Source organism: uncultured Lutibacter sp. (genome assembly GCF_947495725.1).
Lineage (GTDB): Bacteria > Bacteroidota > Bacteroidia > Flavobacteriales > Flavobacteriaceae > Lutibacter.
In genome coordinates, this window is record NZ_CANLZZ010000003.1 from 417,686 (window position 1) to 440,462 (window position 22,777).

At 30.0% G+C, this 22,777-nt stretch carries 20 protein-coding genes; 6 read left to right on the forward strand and 14 right to left on the reverse strand.

Annotated features, from left to right (window positions below):
- The first annotated feature begins 124 nt into the window (after nt 1–124).
- Nucleotides 125–2,659, forward strand: a complete 2,535-nt coding sequence (locus tag Q0776_RS08825) for an ATP-dependent Clp protease ATP-binding subunit (protein WP_298367178.1) — start codon at nt 125–127, stop codon at nt 2,657–2,659.
- Nucleotides 2,660–2,732: 73 nt separating this feature from the next.
- On the opposite strand, the gene Q0776_RS08830 is transcribed toward Q0776_RS08825, so the two are convergent.
- The 13 genes from Q0776_RS08830 to Q0776_RS08890 all read right to left on the reverse strand — a co-directional run bounded on the left by Q0776_RS08830 (nt 2,733) and on the right by Q0776_RS08890 (nt 15,579).
- Nucleotides 2,733–3,683: a glycosyltransferase gene (locus Q0776_RS08830; RefSeq protein WP_298367181.1), complete on the reverse strand. Its 951-nt coding sequence runs from the start codon at nt 3,681–3,683 to the stop codon at nt 2,733–2,735.
- Between the two features lie 122 nt (nt 3,684–3,805).
- A complete protein-coding gene (locus Q0776_RS08835) occupies nt 3,806–5,533 on the reverse strand; it encodes an acyl-CoA dehydrogenase family protein (protein WP_298367183.1) in 1,728 nt (575 codons plus the stop codon).
- A gap of 57 nt (nt 5,534–5,590) precedes the next feature.
- Complete coding sequence (locus tag Q0776_RS08840; RefSeq protein WP_298367186.1) at nt 5,591–6,610, reverse strand: electron transfer flavoprotein subunit alpha/FixB family protein; 1,020 nt, start codon at nt 6,608–6,610, stop codon at nt 5,591–5,593.
- Between the two features lie 24 nt (nt 6,611–6,634).
- The gene (locus tag Q0776_RS08845; protein WP_298367188.1) at nt 6,635–7,510 is read right to left on the reverse strand and encodes an electron transfer flavoprotein subunit beta/FixA family protein; all 876 of its coding nucleotides are present in this window, start codon (nt 7,508–7,510) and stop codon (nt 6,635–6,637) included.
- A gap of 172 nt (nt 7,511–7,682) precedes the next feature.
- The gene (locus tag Q0776_RS08850; RefSeq protein WP_298367192.1) at nt 7,683–8,528 is read right to left on the reverse strand and encodes an SDR family oxidoreductase; all 846 of its coding nucleotides are present in this window, start codon (nt 8,526–8,528) and stop codon (nt 7,683–7,685) included.
- Nucleotides 8,529–8,581: 53 nt separating this feature from the next.
- Nucleotides 8,582–10,234: a DNA repair protein RecN gene (gene recN / locus Q0776_RS08855; protein WP_298367194.1), complete on the reverse strand. Its 1,653-nt coding sequence runs from the start codon at nt 10,232–10,234 to the stop codon at nt 8,582–8,584.
- A gap of 23 nt (nt 10,235–10,257) precedes the next feature.
- Nucleotides 10,258–11,145: a DUF4835 family protein gene (locus Q0776_RS08860; RefSeq protein WP_298367197.1), complete on the reverse strand. Its 888-nt coding sequence runs from the start codon at nt 11,143–11,145 to the stop codon at nt 10,258–10,260.
- Nucleotides 11,138–12,352 carry a bifunctional phosphopantothenoylcysteine decarboxylase/phosphopantothenate--cysteine ligase CoaBC gene (gene coaBC, locus Q0776_RS08865; RefSeq protein ID WP_298367199.1) on the reverse strand — a complete coding sequence of 405 codons (1,215 nt, stop codon included), beginning with the start codon at nt 12,350–12,352 and terminating at the stop codon, nt 11,138–11,140. The genes Q0776_RS08860 and coaBC overlap by 8 nt, the downstream gene beginning before the upstream one ends.
- 2 nt (nt 12,353–12,354) lie before the next feature.
- Nucleotides 12,355–12,684: a DNA-directed RNA polymerase subunit omega gene (locus Q0776_RS08870; protein ID WP_298367202.1), complete on the reverse strand. Its 330-nt coding sequence runs from the start codon at nt 12,682–12,684 to the stop codon at nt 12,355–12,357.
- Nucleotides 12,674–13,501 (reverse strand): outer membrane protein assembly factor BamD, encoded by an 828-nt coding sequence (bamD, locus tag Q0776_RS08875; RefSeq protein ID WP_298367205.1) that lies wholly within the window; start codon nt 13,499–13,501, stop codon nt 12,674–12,676. The genes Q0776_RS08870 and bamD overlap by 11 nt, the downstream gene beginning before the upstream one ends.
- 118 nt (nt 13,502–13,619) lie before the next feature.
- Nucleotides 13,620–14,135, reverse strand: coding sequence for a ferritin (locus Q0776_RS08880; protein WP_298367207.1), 516 nt, complete (start codon nt 14,133–14,135; stop codon nt 13,620–13,622).
- Between the two features lie 47 nt (nt 14,136–14,182).
- Nucleotides 14,183–15,058, reverse strand: coding sequence for a 4-hydroxy-tetrahydrodipicolinate synthase (gene dapA / locus Q0776_RS08885; protein WP_298367208.1), 876 nt, complete (start codon nt 15,056–15,058; stop codon nt 14,183–14,185).
- Nucleotides 15,058–15,579, reverse strand: a complete 522-nt coding sequence (locus Q0776_RS08890; RefSeq protein ID WP_298367210.1) for a hypothetical protein — start codon at nt 15,577–15,579, stop codon at nt 15,058–15,060. Before Q0776_RS08890 ends, dapA begins: the two co-directional genes overlap by 1 nt.
- Before the next feature lie 52 nt (nt 15,580–15,631).
- Here Q0776_RS08890 and Q0776_RS08895 point away from each other — a divergent pair, with 52 nt between their 5' ends.
- The 5 genes from Q0776_RS08895 to Q0776_RS08915 all read left to right on the forward strand — a co-directional run bounded on the left by Q0776_RS08895 (nt 15,632) and on the right by Q0776_RS08915 (nt 21,453).
- Nucleotides 15,632–16,381: a 5'-nucleotidase gene (locus Q0776_RS08895; RefSeq protein WP_298367213.1), complete on the forward strand. Its 750-nt coding sequence runs from the start codon at nt 15,632–15,634 to the stop codon at nt 16,379–16,381.
- A 7-nt stretch (nt 16,382–16,388) separates the two neighbouring features.
- Nucleotides 16,389–17,303: a metallophosphatase gene (locus tag Q0776_RS08900; RefSeq protein ID WP_298367214.1), complete on the forward strand. Its 915-nt coding sequence runs from the start codon at nt 16,389–16,391 to the stop codon at nt 17,301–17,303.
- A gap of 28 nt (nt 17,304–17,331) precedes the next feature.
- Complete coding sequence (locus tag Q0776_RS08905) at nt 17,332–18,372, forward strand: GMP reductase (protein WP_298367218.1); 1,041 nt, start codon at nt 17,332–17,334, stop codon at nt 18,370–18,372.
- 155 nt (nt 18,373–18,527) lie between these two features.
- Nucleotides 18,528–20,780: an FdhF/YdeP family oxidoreductase gene (locus tag Q0776_RS08910; protein WP_298367219.1), complete on the forward strand. Its 2,253-nt coding sequence runs from the start codon at nt 18,528–18,530 to the stop codon at nt 20,778–20,780.
- Between the two features lie 103 nt (nt 20,781–20,883).
- Nucleotides 20,884–21,453, forward strand: a complete 570-nt coding sequence (locus Q0776_RS08915) for a hypothetical protein (RefSeq protein ID WP_298367220.1) — start codon at nt 20,884–20,886, stop codon at nt 21,451–21,453.
- Nucleotides 21,454–21,635: 182 nt separating this feature from the next.
- Here the strand turns inward: Q0776_RS08915 and Q0776_RS08920 are convergent, their stop codons facing one another.
- Entirely contained in the window at nt 21,636–22,727 is a 1,092-nt protein-coding gene (locus tag Q0776_RS08920; protein ID WP_298367222.1) for an L-rhamnose/proton symporter RhaT, read from the reverse strand.
- Between the last annotated feature and the right edge of the window lie 50 nt (nt 22,728–22,777).

Here is a 22,777-nt window from a genome sequence, read left to right on the forward strand (position 1 = left end):
ACTGACAATCAGTCACTTTAATGCATATATTTTATATCTTTTTGATAATAAGAAAAAAGTGGTTCCATTTTTGTACTAAAAAAAGAAAAAAATCAGTTAAATTTACAGTATAAACATAATAAATATGGACGATAATTTTTCACCAAAAGTTAAAGATGTGATTGCATATAGCAAGGAAGAAGCGCTTAGATTAGGTCATGATTTTATTGGCACGGAGCATTTGATGTTAGGGTTAATTAGAAAAGGAAAAGGTAAAGCAATTGATATATTAAATACTTTAGATATTAATCTTGATCATTTACGAAGAAAAATAGAAAGCTTAAGCCCTATTAGTTCGGTAATTGAACCTCAAAGCGATTCAAAAAGTTTAAGATTAACAAGGCAAGCAGAAAAAGCTCTAAAAACAACCTTTTTAGAAGCTAAACTGTATAAAAGCCCTTCTATAAATACTGCGCATTTATTGCTTTGCATTTTAAGAAATGAGAACGACCCAACTACTAAGCTATTAAATAATTTTGATGCTAGTTATGAGGACGTTAAAACTATTTTTAAACAACTATTTTTAGAAGAGGAAATAGATTTGCCTAAAGCAGAAAATAAATCGGATGATGATTTTGATAAACCAAAACCAAATCCGTTTGACCAACCAAAAGCAGATCAAGGCGCTGCAAAGAAGTCTAAAACACCTGTTTTAGATAATTTTGGACGTGATTTAACACGTTTAGCAGAAGAAGGAAACTTAGACCCTGTTGTAGGTAGAAAAAAAGAAATAGAACGTGTTTCTCAAATTTTAAGTAGAAGAAAAAAGAACAACCCAATGCTTATTGGTGAGCCTGGAGTTGGTAAATCTGCCATTGCTGAAGGATTGGCACTTAGAATTATACAGCGTAAAGTTTCTAGAATTTTATTTAATAAACGTATTGTTTCTTTAGATTTGGCAAGTTTAGTTGCGGGTACAAAATACCGAGGTCAGTTTGAAGAACGTATGAAAGCATTAATGAATGAGTTAGAAAAAAATGAAGATATAATTCTTTTTATAGATGAAATTCACACCATTGTTGGTGCTGGTGGTGCTACTGGATCACTAGATGCTTCTAACATGTTAAAACCTGCTTTAGCTCGTGGTGAAATTCAATGTATTGGAGCAACTACCTTAGATGAATTTAGAACAAACATTGAAAAGGACGGTGCTTTAGAAAGAAGATTTCAAAAAGTAATTGTAGAACCAACTTCGGTTGAAGAAACAATTCAAATTCTTCAAAATATAAAAGACAAATACGAGGATCATCACAATGTAGATTATACCGACGATGCTATTAAAGCTTGTGTAACCTTAACTAACAGATATATGACAGATAGGTTTCTTCCAGACAAAGCAATTGATGCTTTAGATGAAGCCGGATCTAGAATTCATATTACAAACATTGTAGTTCCTAAAGAAGTTCTTGCTTTGGAATCTCAGCTCGAAAAAATTAAGGAAGATAAAACTGCAGCCGTTAACGGACAAAAGTATGAAGAAGCAGCAAGATTACGTGATGATGAAAAACGAATTGAAAGCTCATTAAAAGTTGAACAAACCAAATGGGAAGAAGCTTCTAAATTAAATAGAGAAATTGTAACTGAAGATAATGTTGCTGAAGTAGTTTCTATGATGACAGGAATTCCTGTAAACAGAGTTGCAGAAGCCGAAAGTCATAGACTACACGATTTACCAAACTTAATTAAAGGGAAAGTTATTGGACAAGATGATGCAGTTGCAAAGGTTGTTAAAGCAATTCAACGAAATAGAGTTGGACTTAAAGACCCTAATAAACCAATTGGTTCATTTATATTTTTAGGTCAAACTGGAGTTGGAAAAACTCAACTTGCTAAAGTGTTAGCAACAGAATTATTTGATAATGATGATGCTCTTGTTAGAATTGACATGAGTGAGTATATGGAAAAATTTGCAATTTCTAGATTAATTGGTGCGCCTCCAGGATATGTTGGTTATGAAGAAGGCGGGCAATTAACCGAAAAAATAAGACGTAAACCATATGCTGTTGTTTTATTAGATGAAATTGAAAAAGCACATCCAGATGTTTTTAATATGTTATTACAAATTTTAGATGATGGACATATAACAGACAGTTTAGGAAGAAAAATTGATTTTAGAAATACAATTATTATAATGACATCGAATATTGGTTCTCGTCAATTAAAAGACTTTGGAACTGGTGTTGGTTTTGGAACTGCATCGAAAAAAGAACAAGCTGATGCAAATGCTAAAAAAGTAATTGAAAATGCTCTTAAAAAATCATTTGCTCCAGAATTTTTAAATAGAATTGACGATGTAATTGTATTTAATGCGTTAGAACGTGAAGATATTCATTCTATTATTGATATTGAATTAAAAAAATTAGTAAAACGTATTGAAGGTTTAGGTTATAATTTAAATTTATCTCCTGAAGCTAAAGACTATATTGCTGACAAAGGTTTCGATAAACAATATGGAGCAAGACCTTTAAAACGTGCTATTCAAAAATATATTGAAGATGCCTTAGCAACAGAAATCGTGAATTCAAAATTAAATGAAGGAGATACCATATTTATGGATCTTGATAAAGATAAGGATGAATTAACCATTAAAATTAAAAAAGGCAAAAAAAAGGTTGAATAACTTATAAATAATGCGTTTTTAAAAATCCAGATTGAATTAATTTAATCTGGATTTTTTATTAAAATAATTATAATTATTTCATAATTATTCCTTTTAAAAAACCTAAACCATATCCAATAAATTGAATTAATGATGTAATTACACTTACAAATGCTACAATAAAATTTTTGTTTTTAATTAATGAATCAATAAATAAAATTGAAAAATAAATTAGATATAAACAAATAAATAAATGCGCTCCATTTATCAAAAAAATAAAAGAAATTACCAATCCCATTAAAAACAATGAAGGAAACCAATAAGTTAGTTTTGCTGTTTCGGGATATTTTCTATTTAAAAAAGGTCTACCATTTCCAAAAGCAAATGTTTGCTTAAAAAATTGCTTAAAAGTTGTTCTTCGCTTATGATATACGAATGCTTTTTCTATAAATTGAGTCTCAAATTTAAGTTCCCATAGTCGAAAAGTTAAATCAATATCTTCACCTATTTTAAGTTTACTAAAACCACCTGTTTTATAAAATGCTTGTTTAGAAATACCAAAATTAAAACTTCGCGGCTGAAATTTATCTATTGCTTTTTTACTTCCTCTAATTCCGCCGGTAGTAAAAAAAGAAGTCATACTATAATTTATTGCCTTTTGAATTATTGTAAAAGAATGATGTGCAGCATCTGCACCTCCATAAGCATCTGTATATTTTTTTAATAAAGCTTTTTCAACTTCTTTAAAATAATTATCTGGAATAATACAATCAGAATCAAAAATTATAAAGTAATTTCCTGTGGCTTTTTGCATTCCAAAATTACGGCTCTCTCCTGCTCCACTATTCTCTTTAAAATAATATTGAACATTTAATTTTTCAACATATTTTAAAACTACTTCATTAGCTTTATTTTTTGAGCCATCTTCAACAACAATAACTTCAAAAGAATGGGCATAAGTTTGCTTTGTTAAACTTTCCAACAGCTCATCGATTTCATTTGGACGGTTGAAAACTGGAATTATAATTGAAAACTGAATATTCACAAATTGATTTTTTACGGTCTCAAATTTACTTTATTTATGGTAAACAACATAGCAATATAAAAAGTAAAACCTGCCTTAATAAATATTAAAACAGGCTTTTAAAAGATTCATTAAATAAGAAATTAATGTTGCAATACTGCTAAATCTACATCTTTGTACAGTTCTAAATTTTCTAATCTAAAATTATCCATATATTCAAATTTCTCTCTATTCTCTGAACGTACTAAATTTACATAAAGCCTTGCTGATTTAATAAACTTATCATCCTTTTGGCTATTTAAAACCAATAAATATCCCATAATTATGTTTCCGGCCATTTCAACTAATCTAGTTGAATGAAAATCTAATAATTCTGTATTTTCAAAATCCATTACTCTTTTAACCGAGTTTTCATATTCTTCAGTCATTTTATGAAGCTTAGTCCTAATTTCACAATTTTTATCAGAAACCATACTATCATATTCCTTTATTTGTTCTAAGAAAACTTTAGTTGTAACCCCCTTAATAGCTGCCACAGCTTGTAGTTGTGATGTACCTTCATAAATTGAAGTAATACGTGCATCTCTATAAATACGTTCAATAGGAAAATCTTTCATAAATCCAGTTCCCCCGTGTATTTGTAGAGAGTCGTAAGCTATTTTATTACAAGATTCACTTGCTGTTAATTTTATTAAAGGTGTAAACACATTAGCTAATTTTGCAAAGTGTTTCATTTCCATTCGCTCATCTTTTTCCAGTTTTCTCTTACTCATAGTGTCCTCATATGCTTTGGAAACATCTACAAATCGAGTAGTTTCATATAGTAATGAACGTAATGCGTCAACACGTATTTTCATATTTGTTAGCATCTCATAAACAGCTGGAAAGTTTACAATTTCTTTTCCAAATTGCGCTCTCTCTTCTGCATATTTTAACGCTTCTCTATATGCTGCATCTGCTATTCCAACAGATTGAGCTCCTACTCCTAAACGCGCAGAATTCATTAATGCCATTACGTACTTTATCAAACCAAAACGTTCCTTACCTACCAATTCAGCTGGTGCATCTTTAAAAACTAATTCGCAAGTTGGTGAGCCTTTAATTCCTAATTTTTTTTCTAAATGACGAACTTCTACAGCGTGATCGTTTCTATCATAAATAAACATTGATAATCCTCTAGCATCAGTTGTTCCTTCTTCTGAACGTGCAAGAACTAACGAAATATCAGCATCACCATTTGTTATAAAGCGTTTTACACCATTTAAAATCCACGTATTCTTTTCTTCATTAAAAACTGCTTTCAATTTTACAGATTGTAAATCTGAACCAGCATCAGGTTCTGTCAATACCATTGCTGCAGTTGCTCCGTCTCTATTAAAACGTGGTAAATATTTTTCTCGTTGTTCTTCTGAACCAAATTCATAAATAGTTTCTGCACAATCTTGTAATCCCCAAATATTTGCAAAACCTGCATCTGCACGAGCAACCATCTCGGCTGCCATAACATAAGGCAACAAAGGAAAATTTAAACCTCCATATTTACGAGGTAAGGCCATTCCAACGAGTCCAGCCTCGTATAATGCTTTATAATCTTCAGTAGTCCCCTTAGCATAAATTACTTCATTATTTTCTAAATGCGGACCTTCTACATCTACACCTTCAGCATTTTTAGAAATAGTATTTGCACAAATATCTCCTACAATTTCTAATATTTTTTCATAAGAATCTATGGCATCTTCATGATTTAATGGAGCATAATCAAACTCTTCTGATTCTATAAAATTTTGCTCTTTTAATTTTACTATTTTAGCCACAATGGGATCTTTAAGGTGAAACTTAAAATCCGGTGTGTCTGTGAAAAAATTATTCATTTTTTTCTATTTTTTGGTTGGAGTTATATTTCAAACTCATCAATTCTTTTTATAACTCTATTTAGCGTTTTCCTTGTAATATTTAATCATTTTAGGAAGAACAACTCCCAAATCGCCAGTAATTACATAATCTGCAATATCATTTATTGGGGCTTCAGGATCATTATTTATTGAAATAATCATAGAAGCATCTTGCATTCCAGCCGTATGTTGAATAGCTCCAGAGATACCTGCAGCAATGTATAGTTTTGGCCGAACTGTGGTTCCTGTTTGTCCAATTTGACGATTATGATCAATAAAACCTGCATCAACAGCTGCTCTTGAGCCTCCAACTTCACCACCTAAAATATTTGCCAAATTTCGTAGTAAATCAAAGTTTTCTTTTGAACCTACACCGTATCCTCCAGCTACAATAATTGGTGCTTCTTTTAAATTTACTCCAGATTCTTCTATATAGCGCTCAATAACTTCAACTATTAAATCTTCATCTTTTAAAATTTCATTTGCATTTATTTCAATTATTTGAGTTTTATAATTTGCATCAAAAATTTCTTTTTTCATAACACCTTCTCTAACTGTTGCCATTTGAGGGTGCATATCCCAGTTTATAATGTTTGCCATTATACTTCCTCCAAAAGCTGGACGAATGGCATATAATAAATCTTTATATTCTTTCTTTTCTTTTTTATCAAAATGATCACCAATATCTAATATGGTAGTATCAGCTGTCAATCCACAGTTTAATTTTGAAGCCAATCTTGGAGCTAAATCTCTACCAACTGAAGTTGCGCCAAACAATACTATTTGAGGATCTTGTTCCTTCAATACTTTATGAGCTAAAGCCGCATGTGGCAAGGTTTTGTAAGGTTCTAATCTCGCATCGTCAGAAATAAATAATTTATCAACCCCATAAGGAGATATTTGATTTTCAATTCCTTTTAAGTTTTTGCCAAAAACCATTGCATCTAAAGGACAACCAAGTTTTTGAGCTAATCGTTTTCCTGCTGATAATAACTCCTGACTTATTTCTGCTACTTCTTGATTTTCTACTTCGCAATAAACAAATACACTTTTCATTTTATTCATTTTAAGTTATATCAACTACCCAATGGTGTGATGTTTAATTAATTCTTTAATCATTCCTTCAATATCGCTATCCGAATCCGTTAATACTTTAGATTCATTTGCTGTTAGCACAATACTTGAAACGCTTTTTACTTTAGTAGGAGAACCAGCTAAACCAATTTTGGTTACATCTGCTTCAATATCTTCAACACTCCATTCTGGAATAACTAAATATGGTCGCTTTTTATGTAATTCTTCAAGTACGGGATCTCCTTTTCTCATTTCAGTATTGGTTCTTGCGTATTTGTATTTCATTACATTTTTTGCAATTCGAGATCTACATTTAGGTGAAGAACCGTGAACTGTCATTAAACAAGGATATGGGGAAGACACTTTTTCTATACCCTTTTCTAAACGTCGTCTTGCAACAATTTTATCTTCATTTATTTCTAATATCTCTTCTACATAAGTAACTTGAGGAATATTTAACTTATCAGCACACTGAGGTCCTACTTGTGCGGTATCGCCATCAATAGCTTGTCTACCTCCAACAATTAAATCGAAATCTGCTATTTTTTTAATTCCCTGAACTAAAGTATAACTTGTTGCTAAGGTATCTGCTCCTCCAAAACGTCTATCTGAAATCATAATTCCATCATCAACACCTCTATAATATCCTTCTCGAACAATATCTGCCGCTTTTTGAGGTCCCATTGTTAATATTGTAACTTTGGTTCCTGGAATACGGTCTTTTATATTTAATGCTAATTCCAGAGCATGTAAATCATCTGGATTGAAAACGGTTGCAAGCTTACCTCTATTTACTGTACCATCTGGTTTCATGGCATCTGGACCCACATGACGTGTATCCGGGACTTGCTTTGCAAGTACAACAATTTTAAGTGGTCTCATAAAAAAATTTACTGTTATATATTTGATTTCTTAAAATTAAAGGAATTATTTGACCAAAATGCTGACAATACTCATACTTCAAAAATATATTTCAATGTCTTCTATTTTTTAGGCACAAAAAAAGCGATGATTTTAAATCACCGCTTTTTTTAATTTATTAGAAAATTAATTTCTATTTACCTTTGCTCTCATCTTTTTTTTCTGCTTCCATTTCCATAAACTCATTCATTACAGCCGTACTAACTCCCATATTTGAGAATCCTCCATCGTGATATAAATTTTGTAGAGTAACCTTTTTTGTTAAGTCTGAAAATAATGAAATTGTATAGTCTGCGCACTCTAAAGCACTTGCATTTCCAAGTGGTGACATTTTTTCTGCGTAAGCAATAAAACCATCAAATCCTTTAACCCCACTTCCTGCAGTAGTTGGAGTTGGTGATTGAGAAATTGTATTTACTCTTACTTTATTGTCACGTCCAAAAAAGTATCCAAAACTACGTGCAACTGATTCTAAATATGCTTTATTATCAGCCATATCATTATAATCTGGGAATACACGTTGGGCTGCCATATATGATAATGCAACAATACTTCCCCACTCATTCATTGCTTCTTTTTTGTACAACATACTCATTACTCTATGAAAAGATAATGCTGAAACATCAAATCCAGTTTTTGTAAAATTATAATCTTGATTGGTATAGTGATTTCCTCTTCTAACATTAACAGACATACCTATTGAATGTAAAACAAAATCTATTTTACCTCCTAAAATCTCCATTGATTTATCAATAAGATTCTCTAAATCCATCATAGATGTGGCATCTGCAGGAATAACTTGTGAACCTGTTTTTTCAGCTAATTCAGAAATAGTTCCTAGCCTCATTGCAACTGGCGCATTTGTTAAAACAAATGTAGCTCCTTCTTCATGAGCTCGTTCAGCAACTTTCCAAGCAATAGAATTTGAATCTAAAGCACCAAAAATTATTCCTTTTTTACCCTTTAATAAATTATACATAGTAGTTTTTTGATTTCAGTTTTAAGTTAATTGGCTGCAAATATAGTAAATTCTTAATTTAACAATTGTTTTGCGTGTTCAATTGCTGTTTCCGAGGCATTTTTACCGCTCAACATTTCAGCAATTTCATTAATCCTTTCCTGTTTCCCTAGCTCTTTTAACTTTGTAACTATATTGTTATTAATATCTTCTTTATAAACTTTATAATGTTGTTTTCCTTTTGCCGCTATTTGAGGTAAATGCGTTATTGTTATAACTTGCATATTTGCACTCAAAAGTTTCATGATATCTGCCATTTTTTGAGAAACATCTCCTGAAACACCAGTGTCTATTTCATCAAAAATTATGGTTGGTAATTTAGAATATTCGGAAAGAATAGTTTTTACCGATAACATAATTCTAGATAATTCTCCTCCTGAGGCTACCTTTTTTAACTCTCCAAAATTTAAACCTTTGTTTGCCGAAATTAACAATTCTAAAGTATCTTTTCCATTGGAAAAATATTGGTTCGTATGTTTTAAATTTAGTTTTAACCTTGTGTTTTCCATTCCAAGGTTTGATAATATGGTTTCCATTTTTTTTATCAAAACAGGAATTGCTTTTTCTCTTTTGGAAAATATTGTTTTTGCTAATTTATCTATCTTTAATGAAACTTCTTTAATTTCATTTTCTTTTTCTAATATTTTAACAGCCGAATTTTGAACCGCATCTACCTTAACAGAAAGTGATTCTTGAATATCTAGTAACTCTTTAATTGTTGATACCGAATGCTTCTTTTGCAAATTATAAATTAATTGCAATCTATCATTTAATTTTTCTAATTCAATTGGATCAAACTCCACATTTTCATTTATAACTTCTATTTCATTCGAAATATCATCAAGTTCAATTTTTAAACTCGCTGCCCTTTCAAACAAATTATTATACTCCTTTGAAAATGATTTTATCCTATTTAAATTGGATGTAAATGAAACCAATAAGGCTTGTAATCCTATTTCCTCATTTAAGGCCAATGCTTGAGCCTCGTCTAAATTCAATTTTATTTCCTCTACATTGTTTATCTTATCTAAACTTTCCTCTAATTCTTCTTGCTCTTCAATTTTAAAATTGGCCTTAGACAATTCTTCATATAAGTGCAAATTATATTCATACTGTTCTTTTGCCGCTTGTTCAGCATTTTTAAGAGCTGTATGTTCTTTTGTTAGCTGGTTAAATAATTTTAAACCCCTTTTATACGATTCAATTTTCTGAAAATTTCCAGCCAAAGCATCAATTATTTGAAATTGAAAATTTTCATCAGAAAGTTGAAGCGTTTGGTGTTGCGAATGAATATCTATTAATTTTTCTCCTAGTAATTGCAATACTTGAAGCGTTGTTGGAGTATCATTAATAAACGCTCTAGATTTACCGCTTGGTAAAATTTCTCTTCTTATTATAGTCTCCTTCTCAAAATCAATATCATTTTCTAAAAAATAAGATTCCAAGTCGTAATTTAAAATTGAAAATTGTGCTTCAATAATACATTTGTTTCCAGTATCTTTTAAAGTTGAAGAATCTGCACGTTTACCCAAAACCAAACCAAGGGCACCTAATAAAATAGATTTACCAGCTCCTGTTTCTCCAGTTATAATAGATAAATCATCTTGAAATTTTACAGATAAACTTTCAATTAAGGCATAATTTTTTATAGTAAGATGTGTAAGCATTCTTTAGGTTTTTATTTAAAAAATTACTTTATTTCATCCCATTTAGAACTATTAATTGGAGACATTCTTAAAAGGTCATCCTTTAATTTACTCGTGTCAAATCGAGGACCATCTGAAAAAATATCTACTATTTCATCTGCTTTTGAATCCATAAAAATTCGTAGTAAAAATGCATTTGGACGCGAGTCGTAAATAGATTTCAATGTTAAAACTGATTGGTAAATATTTTGTTTCGCCTTTTTCTTATCCTTACTCATTATATCGAGCCCTTTTAAATGGTAATTAAATAAAGTTTCTCTATATAATTTATATGTTGGCGACAACAAATTATCAATTAATGTAAATCTTGTCTTTGATCCGTCATTTTGGTTCCAGCCCTTATAACCACTTTGCTGTGCTTGTACTAAAACATTTTGTGCTTTAGTGTAAAACTCACTACCTCCATTTAAGGCAAATGTGTCGGCATCCATTCCTAATATAGTATAAACATAGAATGTCACTATAGAAACTAGGTTGGATTCAAATGTGTTTTCATTAAATTGTAACGGTTCAAACTCTGTATATTTAAATGAAAAATTATCGTCTTTAAAATTAAAAACTGGAGTTAAATATGTTGAATTATAAACTGGACGTGAAGATTGTATTTGTATATGTCCTTTAAAATCTGCTCCTGTTTGTTCTAAAATTGTAAGTGTTAAATTACAATTTATTAATTCTTGTGGCTTATAACTAAAATTTGTCCATCTTTTTTGATTTACAAATTCGTTTAAAGATGTTTCTAAAGTATTAAATATTTGTTTGTTTGAACCTGGAATTTTATCCGAATTTAATGTAATAGTGCAATTTAACTCCTGAGCATTTAGTTGAATACCCAGTATAAAAATTAGAAAACCCTGAATTATTTTACGCATAAATTCCATCTAAAATTTCATTAAAAATATCCTTAGCTACCTTTGCTTTAGATTTTACACCAAATTCCGAAATATTTTCCAGTTTATCAATTATTGTAACTTTATTTGTTTCTTTTTTAAATCCAGCTCCTGTATCATTCAATGAATTCAAAACAATTAAATCTAAATTCTTTGCTTTTAATTTCTTTTTAGCATTTTCCAGTTCGTTGTTTGTTTCTAATGCAAAACCAACTAAAAACTGCTTCTTCTTTTCTTTTCCTAATGAAGCTAAAATATCATGAGTTTTAATTAATTCAATAGACATTTTATCTGAAGATTTTTTAATCTTTACATCTGAAACATCCTTAGGCTTATAATCTGCTACCGCAGCAGAAAGTATTGCTATATCAACTAAATTATAATATTTATGTACCTCGTTATACATATCTTCAGCAGAGATAACGTTAATTCTATGAATTAAATTATTTGAAACCGTTTCATTTGAAGGTCCTGTAACTAAATAAACATTTGCACCAAGATTAGCAGCTCTTTTTGCTAATTCAAATCCCATTTTACCTGATGAATGATTTCCAATAAAACGAACCGGATCAATCGCTTCGTAAGTTGGACCTGCTGTGATTAACACTTTTTTATTATAAAGTGGAAGCCCTTTAACAATGTCTTTTTCAATAAAAGAAATAATATTTTCTGGTTCTTCCATGCGACCTTCGCCTTCTAAACCACTTGCTAAAAACCCAGAAGATGGCGCTATAAATATGTTGCCAAATGATTGCAATTTTTCAATGCTCTTTTTTGTGGATGGATGTTTATACATATCCAAATCCATAGTTGGAGCAAAATACACCTTGCACTTTGCCGATAAATATACTGCTAATAATAAATTATCGCACACACCATTAGACATTTTAGCCAAAGTGTTTGCAGTAGCCGGAGCAACCAACATATAGTCGGCCCAAAGACCTAATTCTACATGACTATTCCATTCTTCAGTTTCCTCTTCACCTTTTTCAAAAAATGAAGAATATACAGGATTGTTAGATAGTGTAGATAATGTTAAAGGTGTAACAAAATCTTTTGAAGCAGGTGTCATTACAACTTTAACTTGTGCACCTGCTTTAATAAAAAGTCGTACTAAATGAGCTGTTTTATAAGCAGCAATTCCAGCAGTAACTCCTAATAGAATATTTTTACCGCTTAATACAGACATAATTACTCTTTAGTATCTGTTTCTGGATTTCTATAATATACCTTACCTTCTAACCATTCTTGAACTGCAATAGCTGTTGGTTTAGGTAATTTTTCATAAAATTTAGATACTTCTATTTGTTCTTTGTTTTCAAAAACTTCATCCAAACTATCAGTATATGTAGCAAATTCTTCTAATTTTTCAATTAATTCACTTTTTAAATCACCACTAATTTGTTCAGCTCTTTTGGCCATAATAGTTATAGCCTCATAAATGTTATTAGTTGGAGCTTCTATTTTTGTTTTATCGTAAGTAATAGTTGTAGAAGCAGCATTTGTGTTTTTATAATCCATTTGTTTCAGTTTTTAGTGCAATAATAGAGTTTAACTCTTCATCTAAGTTTTTTACTAATTTTTCCAATTCAGGTATATAATCTGATTTTGGAAAACTTCTTTTAAATCTATCAAACGCTTTTTTAGCGTCATTTAATCTAGTTTCCTTTTTTATAATAAAACTATTCATACCTAATTTATAGGCCGACATAAATTTAAGGTACAAAGCCTCCTCTTTATATGAAGTTCCTAAAAATTCACCTAATAAATTATCAAATGCTACAATTGCAGCAATATAATCTTCGGTGTGGTAATATTGTTTAGCTATTTCAAATGATTTCTTTTCTAATTTTTTTGTTAGAATTTTAATATTCTCATTTGCTTCTGCTGAATGTTCCGATTCAGGATATTTAAACAAAAAGTTTTGTAATGCCGTTATTGCTTCATTGGTATCCTTTTGATCTAAACTAAATGCTGGAGAAGCTAAAAAATGACTATGAGCTGAAAGATAGGCAGCTTCTTCAATTTTAGAACTTTTTGGATAGTTTTTCACAAATTTATCGTAATAATATGCAGCAAGTGTATATAACTTTGTATTGTAATGAGATTGTGCTACCATAAATTGGATACGTTCCATTTGTGGTTTTCCTCTATAAGAAGGTGTTACTTTTTCGAACAATTGAATAGCTTTATTATACTTTTGTTCTTCGTATAATTTGGTGGCCATAGCATATTGCTCTTCAACCTTCCCTTTATTTAATACTTTTTGATATTCACCACATGATGAAAATCCAAGAGTTACTAATAAAATAAGTATATAAATTTTATTTTTAAGCATTTGGCAAAATTAGTTATTTATTATGGATTATTAAAATGATTTTTTTAACTTGTTTTAAACCACAAAAATAACTTGCTTTTACAATAAATAGTGCACTGTAATCTTAATTGTTTGTTAATTATACTCCAGGAGCTACAGAGCTAACTACATTAAGTTGTTTAATATCATTATCAAACAAGTACAATCCACCTTTATCATCTCCAATTAAGTTTATTTTATCTAAAATTGTTCTTGCTTGGGCTTCCTCTTCTATTTGCTCTGCAACATACCACTGTAAAAAGTTATGCGTAGCATAATCTTTTTCTTCTAATGAAATGTGCACCAATTCATTAATACTTTTAGAAACAAAAACTTCATGTTTAAATAAGGTTTCGAACATTTCTTTTATTGAACCGAACTCTAAAGCTGGCTGACTTAATTCAGAAACTTTTGCAAATCCTCCTCGTTCGTTCACATATTTAAACATTTTTAACAAATGTTGACGTTCTTCATCTGAAGCATCATACATAAATTGTGAAACACCTTCTAAACCTTTTCTTTCGGCATAAGAAGCCATTGCTAAATATATTTGTGAAGACTCAGCTTCAATTCTAATTTGCTTATTTAATGCAGCTTGCATGTTTTCTGATAACATAATTCTTTTTTTTAAATTTCACATTGAATTTAACCGACGTAAAATTACTAATAATTATCAATAAAACTATTAATTTTCTTTTGTAATTGTTCCGTAGCTTTTACCAATGGCAAACGCACTTCTGAAGAGCAAATATTTAATTTTTCTAGCATTGCTTTAATTCCAACTGGGTTTCCTTCTTCAAAAATATAATCAATACTATTGGCTATTTTATAATGTAATTCAAATGCTTCGGAATTTTTACCTTCTAAACCTAATTGAATTAAATGTGAAAAATCTTTTGGTAAACCTTGACCAATTACCGAAATTACTCCAGAACCTCCAGCCAAAGTCATGGGCAAAGCAATCATATCATCCCCAGAAATTACCATAAAGTCTTTTGGTTTATTTTGAATAATGCTCATTGCCTGAACTAAATTTCCTGCGGCTTCTTTAACGGCAACTACATTTTCAAAGTCATTTGCCAACCTTACTATAGTTGCTGGCGTTACATTTTGACCCGTTCTTCCTGGAACATTGTATAAAATTATTGGTTTTTCAGTTGCCTGTGCTACCGCTTTAAAATGTTGGTATAAACCCTCTTGATTTGGCTTATTGTAATAAGGCGAAACCGATAAAATTGCTGCAAAATTGCTTAAATCTGTATTTTGTATTTCTGCAACAACATTCATAGTATTATTACCTCCAATACCTAATACTAATGGCAATCTTCCTTTATTAGTTTTAATAATTACAGACTTTACCAATTCCTTTTCTTCTGCAGTTAAGGTTGCGGCTTCAGCAGTTGTTCCTAAAACAACTAAGTAATTTACACCATTGTTAATTTGGAAATTAACCAAACGTTCTAAGCCAGCAACATCAACAGATTTATCCCTATTAAATGGTGTTACTAAAGCTACTCCGGTTCCTAATAATTCTTGCATTATATTTTATTTAATATCGTTAAGTATTTTTTTAATTCCTTATTAAACAAACTAATTTCTTTAAATTTACAATTTATTAGTAAATCATAAAAGCGATTGTCTAAATGTGCAAAACCAACCTTAAAATTAGAATTGCACTGCAATAATACTAGGTTGTTATATAAATTATCAATTTTGCTGTAGTTAATTAACAAATCGTATTTTTTTGTTAAAATACTTTTTAATTCTTCTGATTTAATTCGTCCATACCAACCAAAATCTTTAGGTGTAAATACTCCATTCTCAATTTCACTTTTTACATTTTTTTTATCAATTGTAATTATAGTTATTGACTTATCATCAAGTTTTAATTGATAACTTACCTCATTAACAAGTTTATTTTTATCGCAACTTTCATCTGCTAAAATGATTACACTTTTTATTTTAGCTGAAACTTGTTTCGAATTATTTTCAACAAATTCCTTTGCCTTTTTGTTAAAAAATAATTGGTTGCTTTTCCGTTTTATTCCTGTAAAAATCATCTATATTTACACTTGATTCGCAAAATTAATTAAAATCTATAGTATTTTAACAATGAAAAAATATAATATTTTCTTTTTATCAATATTACTCTTGTTAAGTTGTAAAAATGAAACTCAATACTTGGTTAAAATTGAAGGGAAACAAATACCAATAACAAAAGAAATTGGCTCTAATAATAAAATTGAATCGTTTATCAAACCTTTTAAACAAAAGGTAGAAAGCGAAATGAATAAGGTACTTTCATATACCAAAAAAGATTTAGTACGTACCGATGCTATTTTACAAAGCTCTCTTGGTAATTTATTGGCCGATTTATCCTTTAAGCGGGCAAATCCGGTTTTTAATTCAAGAACAGGTAAAAACATTGATTTTGCAATGTTTAATTATGGTGGTATTAGAGCCGGAATTACAAAAGGGAATATTACTACTGAAAATGCTTTTAATTTAATGCCTTTTGAAAACACATTAGTAGTTGTTGAATTAACTTCAGATAAAATAGAAGAACTTATTCAATTTTTGATTAAACAAAAAATAGCACATCCATTATCTAAACAAATCAATTTAGCAATAACTAGTGATGGATATGAATTAAAAATAAATAATAAAAAGTTTGATACTGATAAAACCTATTTTGTATTAACTTCTAATTATTTACAAAAAGGTGGAGATGGAATGAACTTTTTTAAGGATCCAATTGCGCTTCATCCATTAGATTATAAAGTTAGAAATGCAATTATTGATTATTTTTCTGAAACCGACACCGTTTTTTCAAAATTAGACAGCCGATTTATTCAAAAATAATGTAGTTATGAAGAGAAGAAAATTTATACAAAAATCAACAGCGGCTGCCACTTTCTTAACATTGGGCGGATTGAGTTTAGAATCATTTAGTAATATAAAAACTAAACAAATAACTATTTTACATACCAATGATGTACATAGTCATATTGAACCTTTTGCTAAAAATCACTACAAATACCCAAATTTAGGAGGCATTGCAAGAAGGGCTGTTTTAATAGAGAAAATTAGAAAAGAAAATCCTAATACCCTTTTATTAGATGCCGGTGATATTTTTCAAGGTACACCCTATTTTAATTATTATGGTGGTGAGTTAGAATTTAAACTAATGAGTATGTTAAAATATGATGCTTCAACAATTGGAAATCACGATTTTGACAATGGAATTGATGGTTTGTACGCTCAACTTCCACATGCAAAATTCGATTTTATTTCTGCCAATTACGACTTTAAAAACACTGTTTTAGACACACTTGTAAAGCCTTATAAAATTTTCAATAAAAATGGAATTAAAATTGGAGTTTTTGGTTTAGGAATTAAACTATCGGGGTTAGTTGAACAAAGCTTATATAAAGAAACAAAATATCTCGACCCAATTGAAATTTCTGAAGATATTAGTAGAGAATTAAAAGAAAAAGAGCATTGCGATTTAGTAATTTGCCTATCACATTTAGGTTATCATTATAGCAGTAGTCCAACAAAAATTTGTGATTTAAACCTTGCCGAAAAGACTAAAAATATAGATTTAATTATTGGAGGACATACACACACTTTTTTACCAAAACCTACCATAGCAAAAAACAACATTGGCGAAAATGTTTTAATTAATCAAGTTGGTTGTTACGGCATTAATCTTGGTCGCATTGATTTTTATTTTGATAGTGATAAAAATAAAGCTAGTAAAGGAAAAAGTATAATTGTTTAAAATTAAAATACAAAAAAGATAAGAATATATGAGAATTGAAACTGATTTAAAGTTAGGTTTTAAAGATGTAATGATACGACCTAAAAGATCAACACTAAGCTCAAGAGCCCAAGTAACACTCGACAGAGATTTCACTTTTTTACACAGCAATTATAAATGGAATGGAATTCCAATTATGGCTGCTAATATGGATACTGTTGGTACTTTTGAAATGGCAAAAGAACTTGCAAAACATAAAATATTTACAGCAATTCACAAACATTATTCTGTTGAAGAATGGAAAGATTTTGTAAGCTCGGTAGATGAGGAAGTTACTAATTATATTGCGGTTAGCACAGGTACGGGCGAAGCCGATGAAGAAAAAATAGCTACTATTTTCAGTCAAAACCCAAACTTAAAATTTATTTGTATTGATGTTGCAAATGGTTACTCAGAGCACTTTGTAAATTTTGTAAAACAAACCCGTTTAAATTATCCTAATAAAGTTATAATGGCTGGAAATGTTGTTACTGGTGAAATGGTTGAAGAGTTAATTTTAGCCGGTGCAGATATTGTAAAAGTAGGTATTGGACCTGGTTCAGTTTGTACAACACGAGTAAAAACAGGAGTTGGATACCCACAACTTTCTGCAATTATTGAATGTGCTGATGCTGCTCACGGATTAGGCGGACAAATTGTTTCAGATGGTGGTTGCAAAATTCCAGGAGATATTGCAAAAGCATTTGGTGGTGGAGCAGATTTTGTAATGTTAGGCGGAATGTTGGCGGGTCATACCGAAAGTGGTGGTGAAACTATTGAAATTGACGGTAAAAAGTTTAAGCAATTTTACGGAATGAGCTCAGAAACAGCAATGAACAAACACGTTGGTGGTGTTGCTAATTATAGAGCTTCTGAAGGAAAAACTGTTCAAATACCCTTTAGAGGTTCTGTTGAAAATACTGTGCAAGATTTTTTAGGCGGGTTACGTTCTACTTGTACTTATGTTGGCGCAAGCAGATTAAAAGAACTTACCAAAAGAACTACTTTTATTAGAGTTCAAGAGCAGCATAACGAAGTTTTTTCTAAATAATTTATAAAAATATTAAACAACTTCAGTAAGAAAAAATAATTTCTGTCTGAAGTTGTTGAAATTATTAAAGAATATCAACTTAAAAATTTTCTTCGTTTAATTTTATTATCTCAATTCATTAATTCTTTCTATTTTTAGCCTACTTACTACTAAAAATGGAAAAAAATAAAAATTTAATTATTAGCAATCCGCCTAATGGAGTTGCTGGAATAAAAGCTATTGTTGTTTCTATGCAACAAATTGCTAAAAGAATGTCCTTTTTTAAGGCTTTTAAAATACTTCAAAAATTAAATCAAAAAAATGGAACCGATTGTCCGGGATGTGCTTGGCCCGATCCTTCTCACAGATCAAGATTAGGAGAGTTTTGTGAAAATGGTATCAAAGCAATTGCCGAAGAAGCAATGGATAAAAAAGCTGACCCCAAATTTTTCTCTAATAATTCAATTGAAGAATTAAAAAAACAAAGTGATTATTGGTTAGGACAACAAGGCCGTTTAACACATCCAATGCTTTTAAGTTCTAATAATACACACTACACTCCTATTTCTTGGAATAAAGCATATAAACTTATAGGTGATAGTTTGAATGCATTAAATAGTCCAAACGAGGCTACTTTTTATACTTCGGGAAGAACAAGTAATGAAGCTGCATTTTTGTATCAATTATTTGTAAGAATGTTTGGCACAAATAATTTGCCAGATTGTTCTAATATGTGTCACGAATCTAGCGGAGCAGCATTATACAACACCGTTGGGATTGGAAAAGGTTCTGTAACTTTAAATGATCTTTATAAAGCTGAATTGATATTAATTTTTGGTCAAAATCCGGCAACAAACCATCCTAGAATGTTAGTTGCTTTAGAAAAAGCAAAGAAAAAAGGCGCTAAAATAGTTTCCATAAACCCTTTAAAGGAAGCTGGTTTAGTTAACTTTAAAAATCCTCAAACAGCCAAAGGTTTGGTTGGTAATGGCACTAAAATTTCAGATTTATATTTGCAACTTAAAATAAATGAAGATGTTGCTTTATTAAAAGCCGTAATGTATAAATTATTTAAAAAATCAGCTTCTGATTCAACAATTTTAGATTCAGATTTTATAAAGAACAATACCATTAAATTTGAAGCTTTTAAAAACGAAATTCTTTCAAATAATTTTGATGAATTAGTTGAAAGAACCGGGTTAGATATTACAGAAATTAATGAATTAATTGATTTAATTGTTCCTAGAAAAAAAATAATTGCGTGCTGGGGAATGGGATTAACGCAACACGTAAACGGTATTGACAATATTCAAGAGGTTGTAAACTTACTATTAATGAAAGGAAGTATTGGAAAAGAAGGCGCTGGAACTTGTCCGGTTCGCGGTCATAGTAACGTACAAGGAGACAGAACAATGGGAATTGCTGAGCGACCTTCTAAACAATTACTCGAAAAAATAAGTGAAAATTTTGGTTTTTCTCCACCAACACAAAACGGCTTATCAGTAGTAGAATCTATTGAAGCTATGCATAAAGAAAAAGTGAAAGTTTTTATTGCAATGGGTGGAAATTTTTTATCTGCAGCTCCCGATACTAATTATACAACTGAAGCTTTAAGCAAATGCGACTTAACTGTGCATATTTCAACTAAATTAAATCGTTCACATTTAGCACATGGTAAAATGGGATTAATTCTTCCTTCAATGGGAAGAACCGATAAGTTAGTTAAAAATGGAAAAGAACAATTTGTTACTGTTGAAAATTCAATGGGAGTTGTGCATTCTTCAAAAGGGAAATTAACACCTCCTTCTTTACAAGTTGAAAGCGAACCAATTATTGTTGCTAATATTGCTAAAGCTACTCTTAAGAAAAGTAAAGTAGATTGGGATTTTTTAACAAATGATTATGGAAATATTAGAGATTTAATTGATAAAACAATTGCTGGTTTTGAAAACTATAACGAGCGTGTAAAAAATCCTGTTGGATTTGATTTACCAAATGGTGCTCGTACAGGAAATTTTACAACACCAACAAAAAAAGCGAAATTTACCATTAATAAATTAAGTGAAAACAATCAAAAAAAGGATGAATTTATAATGATGACAATTAGAAGTCACGATCAATTTAATACTACTGTTTATGGTTTAGACGATAGATACAGAGGTATTTATAATGGTCGTATGGTTGTTTTTATGAATCCAAACGATATTAATAATCACAATTTAGAAAAAGGTAGTATTGTTTCGTTGTACAACAATTATAATAATAAAAAGCGTGAAGTTTCGGGTTTTAGTGTAGTGCCTTATAATATTCCCAAAGGATGTTTAGCTACTTATTTCCCTGAAGCAAACCCATTAGTTCCACTAGAGTTAACAGCACATATTAGCCATACACCCTCTTCAAAATCTGTAAAAGTTAAGATTCGTAAATAGGTTAATTCAACTATTAATTTTTAATGACTGAATTATTTTAAAAATATGTTCTATTTGTTTATTTGACGCTCAATTTCAAACTTTTTATTAATTTTGAAAAGCTATGAAAGATAAACTTCAACCTCTTCCATTACTTCATATAAAAAAAATTGAACATAGAAACGGTATTCAATTAATGGTGCTTTTCGATTTTAACAATCGCATTAAAGATCTATTACGATTTGAACTTGGTTATTTTTATAGCAAAACTCACAAAGGTTGGTACACATTGTATAATGATAAAGCAATAAGTAACATAAAAAAAGTTTTCGGAAACACTGTACAATATTCATTTGATAATTCCATACTTAAAGAAAATAATATATCCGAAATTGGAGCACATTTAATGCTTTCAGAAGAAAAGAAAATAATTTTAAGGCTTTTTAGAATGTTCTTAAAAAGAAATTTACAAAACGAAAACGCTCTTAATTTACATTATAATTTTATCTTAAATTTAGTTGATTATAATCAAGATAAAAGTATAAATCAAATTTCTAATAATGATGTAAATTTATTTTTGAATAATAACAACTATAATCTAAAAAACAAATTGGTTGATCAAAAAATGATTAATACAGCAATTCAATTATTTAAAAGTTTTTATCCAGAATGTAAACTAAATAAAATAAAATGAAGGTTGTAAAAATTGCATCTCTAAATTCTGTGTAGATTCTGAAAAAATGTCAGAAAACATATTGCTTAAACCTTTTGTAAATGAAAAACATGGAAAATTAGATGTAATAATTGAACATCCATACCTTAATTTAGGTCAACTAATTCTTATTAACAAAAACAATTCTTATTATGTAACAAAAATTAATCAACTTTTACCACTTGAACAATTTCAGCAACTTTTGCGGCATCTTTTTCTATTTTCATATAATTTCCTTCAGCGATAATTAAAACTCCAATAATTAATACGGATAAGCTAACTGCCAAGAATGTAACACTTTTTTTAGATGCTCCTTTCCATTCCTTAGTTAAAATTCCATTAATGTTTGCTATCATAATAGCTCCGGTTTCTAAAATTGCAAAACCCACTGATGTTCCTAGCTCTCCTAATTTATATGCTCCAAGTCCATATATTACTAAAGCTGCATCATGGAAAACGGCCATTGCTAATATTAATAAAAGTCCAAAAAACGCCCCTTTTCCTGTGTAATTTCCCCAAGTTTTTCTTTTTGTAATTGTATAAATAAAATAGGTCATAGTTGATAAAGCAGCCCCCATAAAAATAGGAAGTAATACAGCCAAACGGGCAATCCAAGGTTCGTTACCATATTGCAATTCTGCAACATCTCCTATTTTCCCTAAATTATTTCCAACGTGATAAGACAAATTAAATCCTGCCGCACAAATAGCACCTAAAACACATAACAAGATTCCTTTTTTCATAACTTTTGGATCATTCTTAATTCCACCTCCCAAATTTTTACTTTTATCTCTTAAAATACCCGCATATCCATTAAGTGCAATACCTGAAACAATAACAAAAATTCCAAGCAACATTACATTTCCAACATCGGTACCAATTACACTTTCGCTACCTTCTGGAACGAGAATTAAAGGCAATACAGTATCAATTGAAGTAATTACCCCTAAAAACAAACTAAATGCTAGTGACATTCCAATGGAGGAAATGCTAAATCCCCAAAGCATATTTCCAATTCCCCAACAAAAACTTAATCCAAACATGGCAAAAAATACCCACGATGGAATATTTCTATATATTCCCCACAAATCATCAACCATTAAAAAAGTTGTTATCAACGGAATAACAATCATTCCAAAAAAGAAAAAACCTCTCCAAGTGTTTTCCCAAGCATAATTCTTTGCATATTTAGAAGGTAGCGCATATAAACCTAATAACAAAGCCGATAAAAAGGCATACATTATTCCAATTGCCATAATTGTAGTTTTTAAGGATTTAAAATCAAATCTAAGAAATTATTTTGTAT

Bases quoted from the DNA above. Each gene is read 5' to 3' on its own strand.
- Q0776_RS08825 (WP_298367178.1), top strand. From the start codon at position 125: ATGGACGATAATTTTTCACCAAAAGTTAAAGATGTGATTGCATATAGC.
- Q0776_RS08835 (WP_298367183.1), bottom strand. From the start codon at position 5,533: ATGAATAATTTTTTCACAGACACACCGGATTTTAAGTTTCACCTTAAA.
- Q0776_RS08840 (WP_298367186.1), bottom strand. From the start codon at position 6,610: ATGAAAAGTGTATTTGTTTATTGCGAAGTAGAAAATCAAGAAGTAGCA.
- Q0776_RS08845 (WP_298367188.1), bottom strand. From the start codon at position 7,510: ATGAGACCACTTAAAATTGTTGTACTTGCAAAGCAAGTCCCGGATACA.
- Q0776_RS08850 (WP_298367192.1), bottom strand. From the start codon at position 8,528: ATGTATAATTTATTAAAGGGTAAAAAAGGAATAATTTTTGGTGCTTTA.
- recN (WP_298367194.1), bottom strand. From the start codon at position 10,234: ATGCTTACACATCTTACTATAAAAAATTATGCCTTAATTGAAAGTTTA.
- Q0776_RS08860 (WP_298367197.1), bottom strand. From the start codon at position 11,145: ATGCGTAAAATAATTCAGGGTTTTCTAATTTTTATACTGGGTATTCAA.
- coaBC (WP_298367199.1), bottom strand. From the start codon at position 12,352: ATGTCTGTATTAAGCGGTAAAAATATTCTATTAGGAGTTACTGCTGGA.
- Q0776_RS08870 (WP_298367202.1), bottom strand. From the start codon at position 12,684: ATGGATTATAAAAACACAAATGCTGCTTCTACAACTATTACTTACGAT.
- bamD (WP_298367205.1), bottom strand. From the start codon at position 13,501: ATGCTTAAAAATAAAATTTATATACTTATTTTATTAGTAACTCTTGGA.
- Q0776_RS08880 (WP_298367207.1), bottom strand. From the start codon at position 14,135: ATGTTATCAGAAAACATGCAAGCTGCATTAAATAAGCAAATTAGAATT.
- dapA (WP_298367208.1), bottom strand. From the start codon at position 15,058: ATGCAAGAATTATTAGGAACCGGAGTAGCTTTAGTAACACCATTTAAT.
- Q0776_RS08890 (WP_298367210.1), bottom strand. From the start codon at position 15,579: ATGATTTTTACAGGAATAAAACGGAAAAGCAACCAATTATTTTTTAAC.
- Q0776_RS08895 (WP_298367213.1), top strand. From the start codon at position 15,632: ATGAAAAAATATAATATTTTCTTTTTATCAATATTACTCTTGTTAAGT.
- Q0776_RS08900 (WP_298367214.1), top strand. From the start codon at position 16,389: ATGAAGAGAAGAAAATTTATACAAAAATCAACAGCGGCTGCCACTTTC.
- Q0776_RS08905 (WP_298367218.1), top strand. From the start codon at position 17,332: ATGAGAATTGAAACTGATTTAAAGTTAGGTTTTAAAGATGTAATGATA.
- Q0776_RS08910 (WP_298367219.1), top strand. From the start codon at position 18,528: ATGGAAAAAAATAAAAATTTAATTATTAGCAATCCGCCTAATGGAGTT.
- Q0776_RS08915 (WP_298367220.1), top strand. From the start codon at position 20,884: ATGAAAGATAAACTTCAACCTCTTCCATTACTTCATATAAAAAAAATT.
- Q0776_RS08920 (WP_298367222.1), bottom strand. From the start codon at position 22,727: ATGGCAATTGGAATAATGTATGCCTTTTTATCGGCTTTGTTATTAGGT.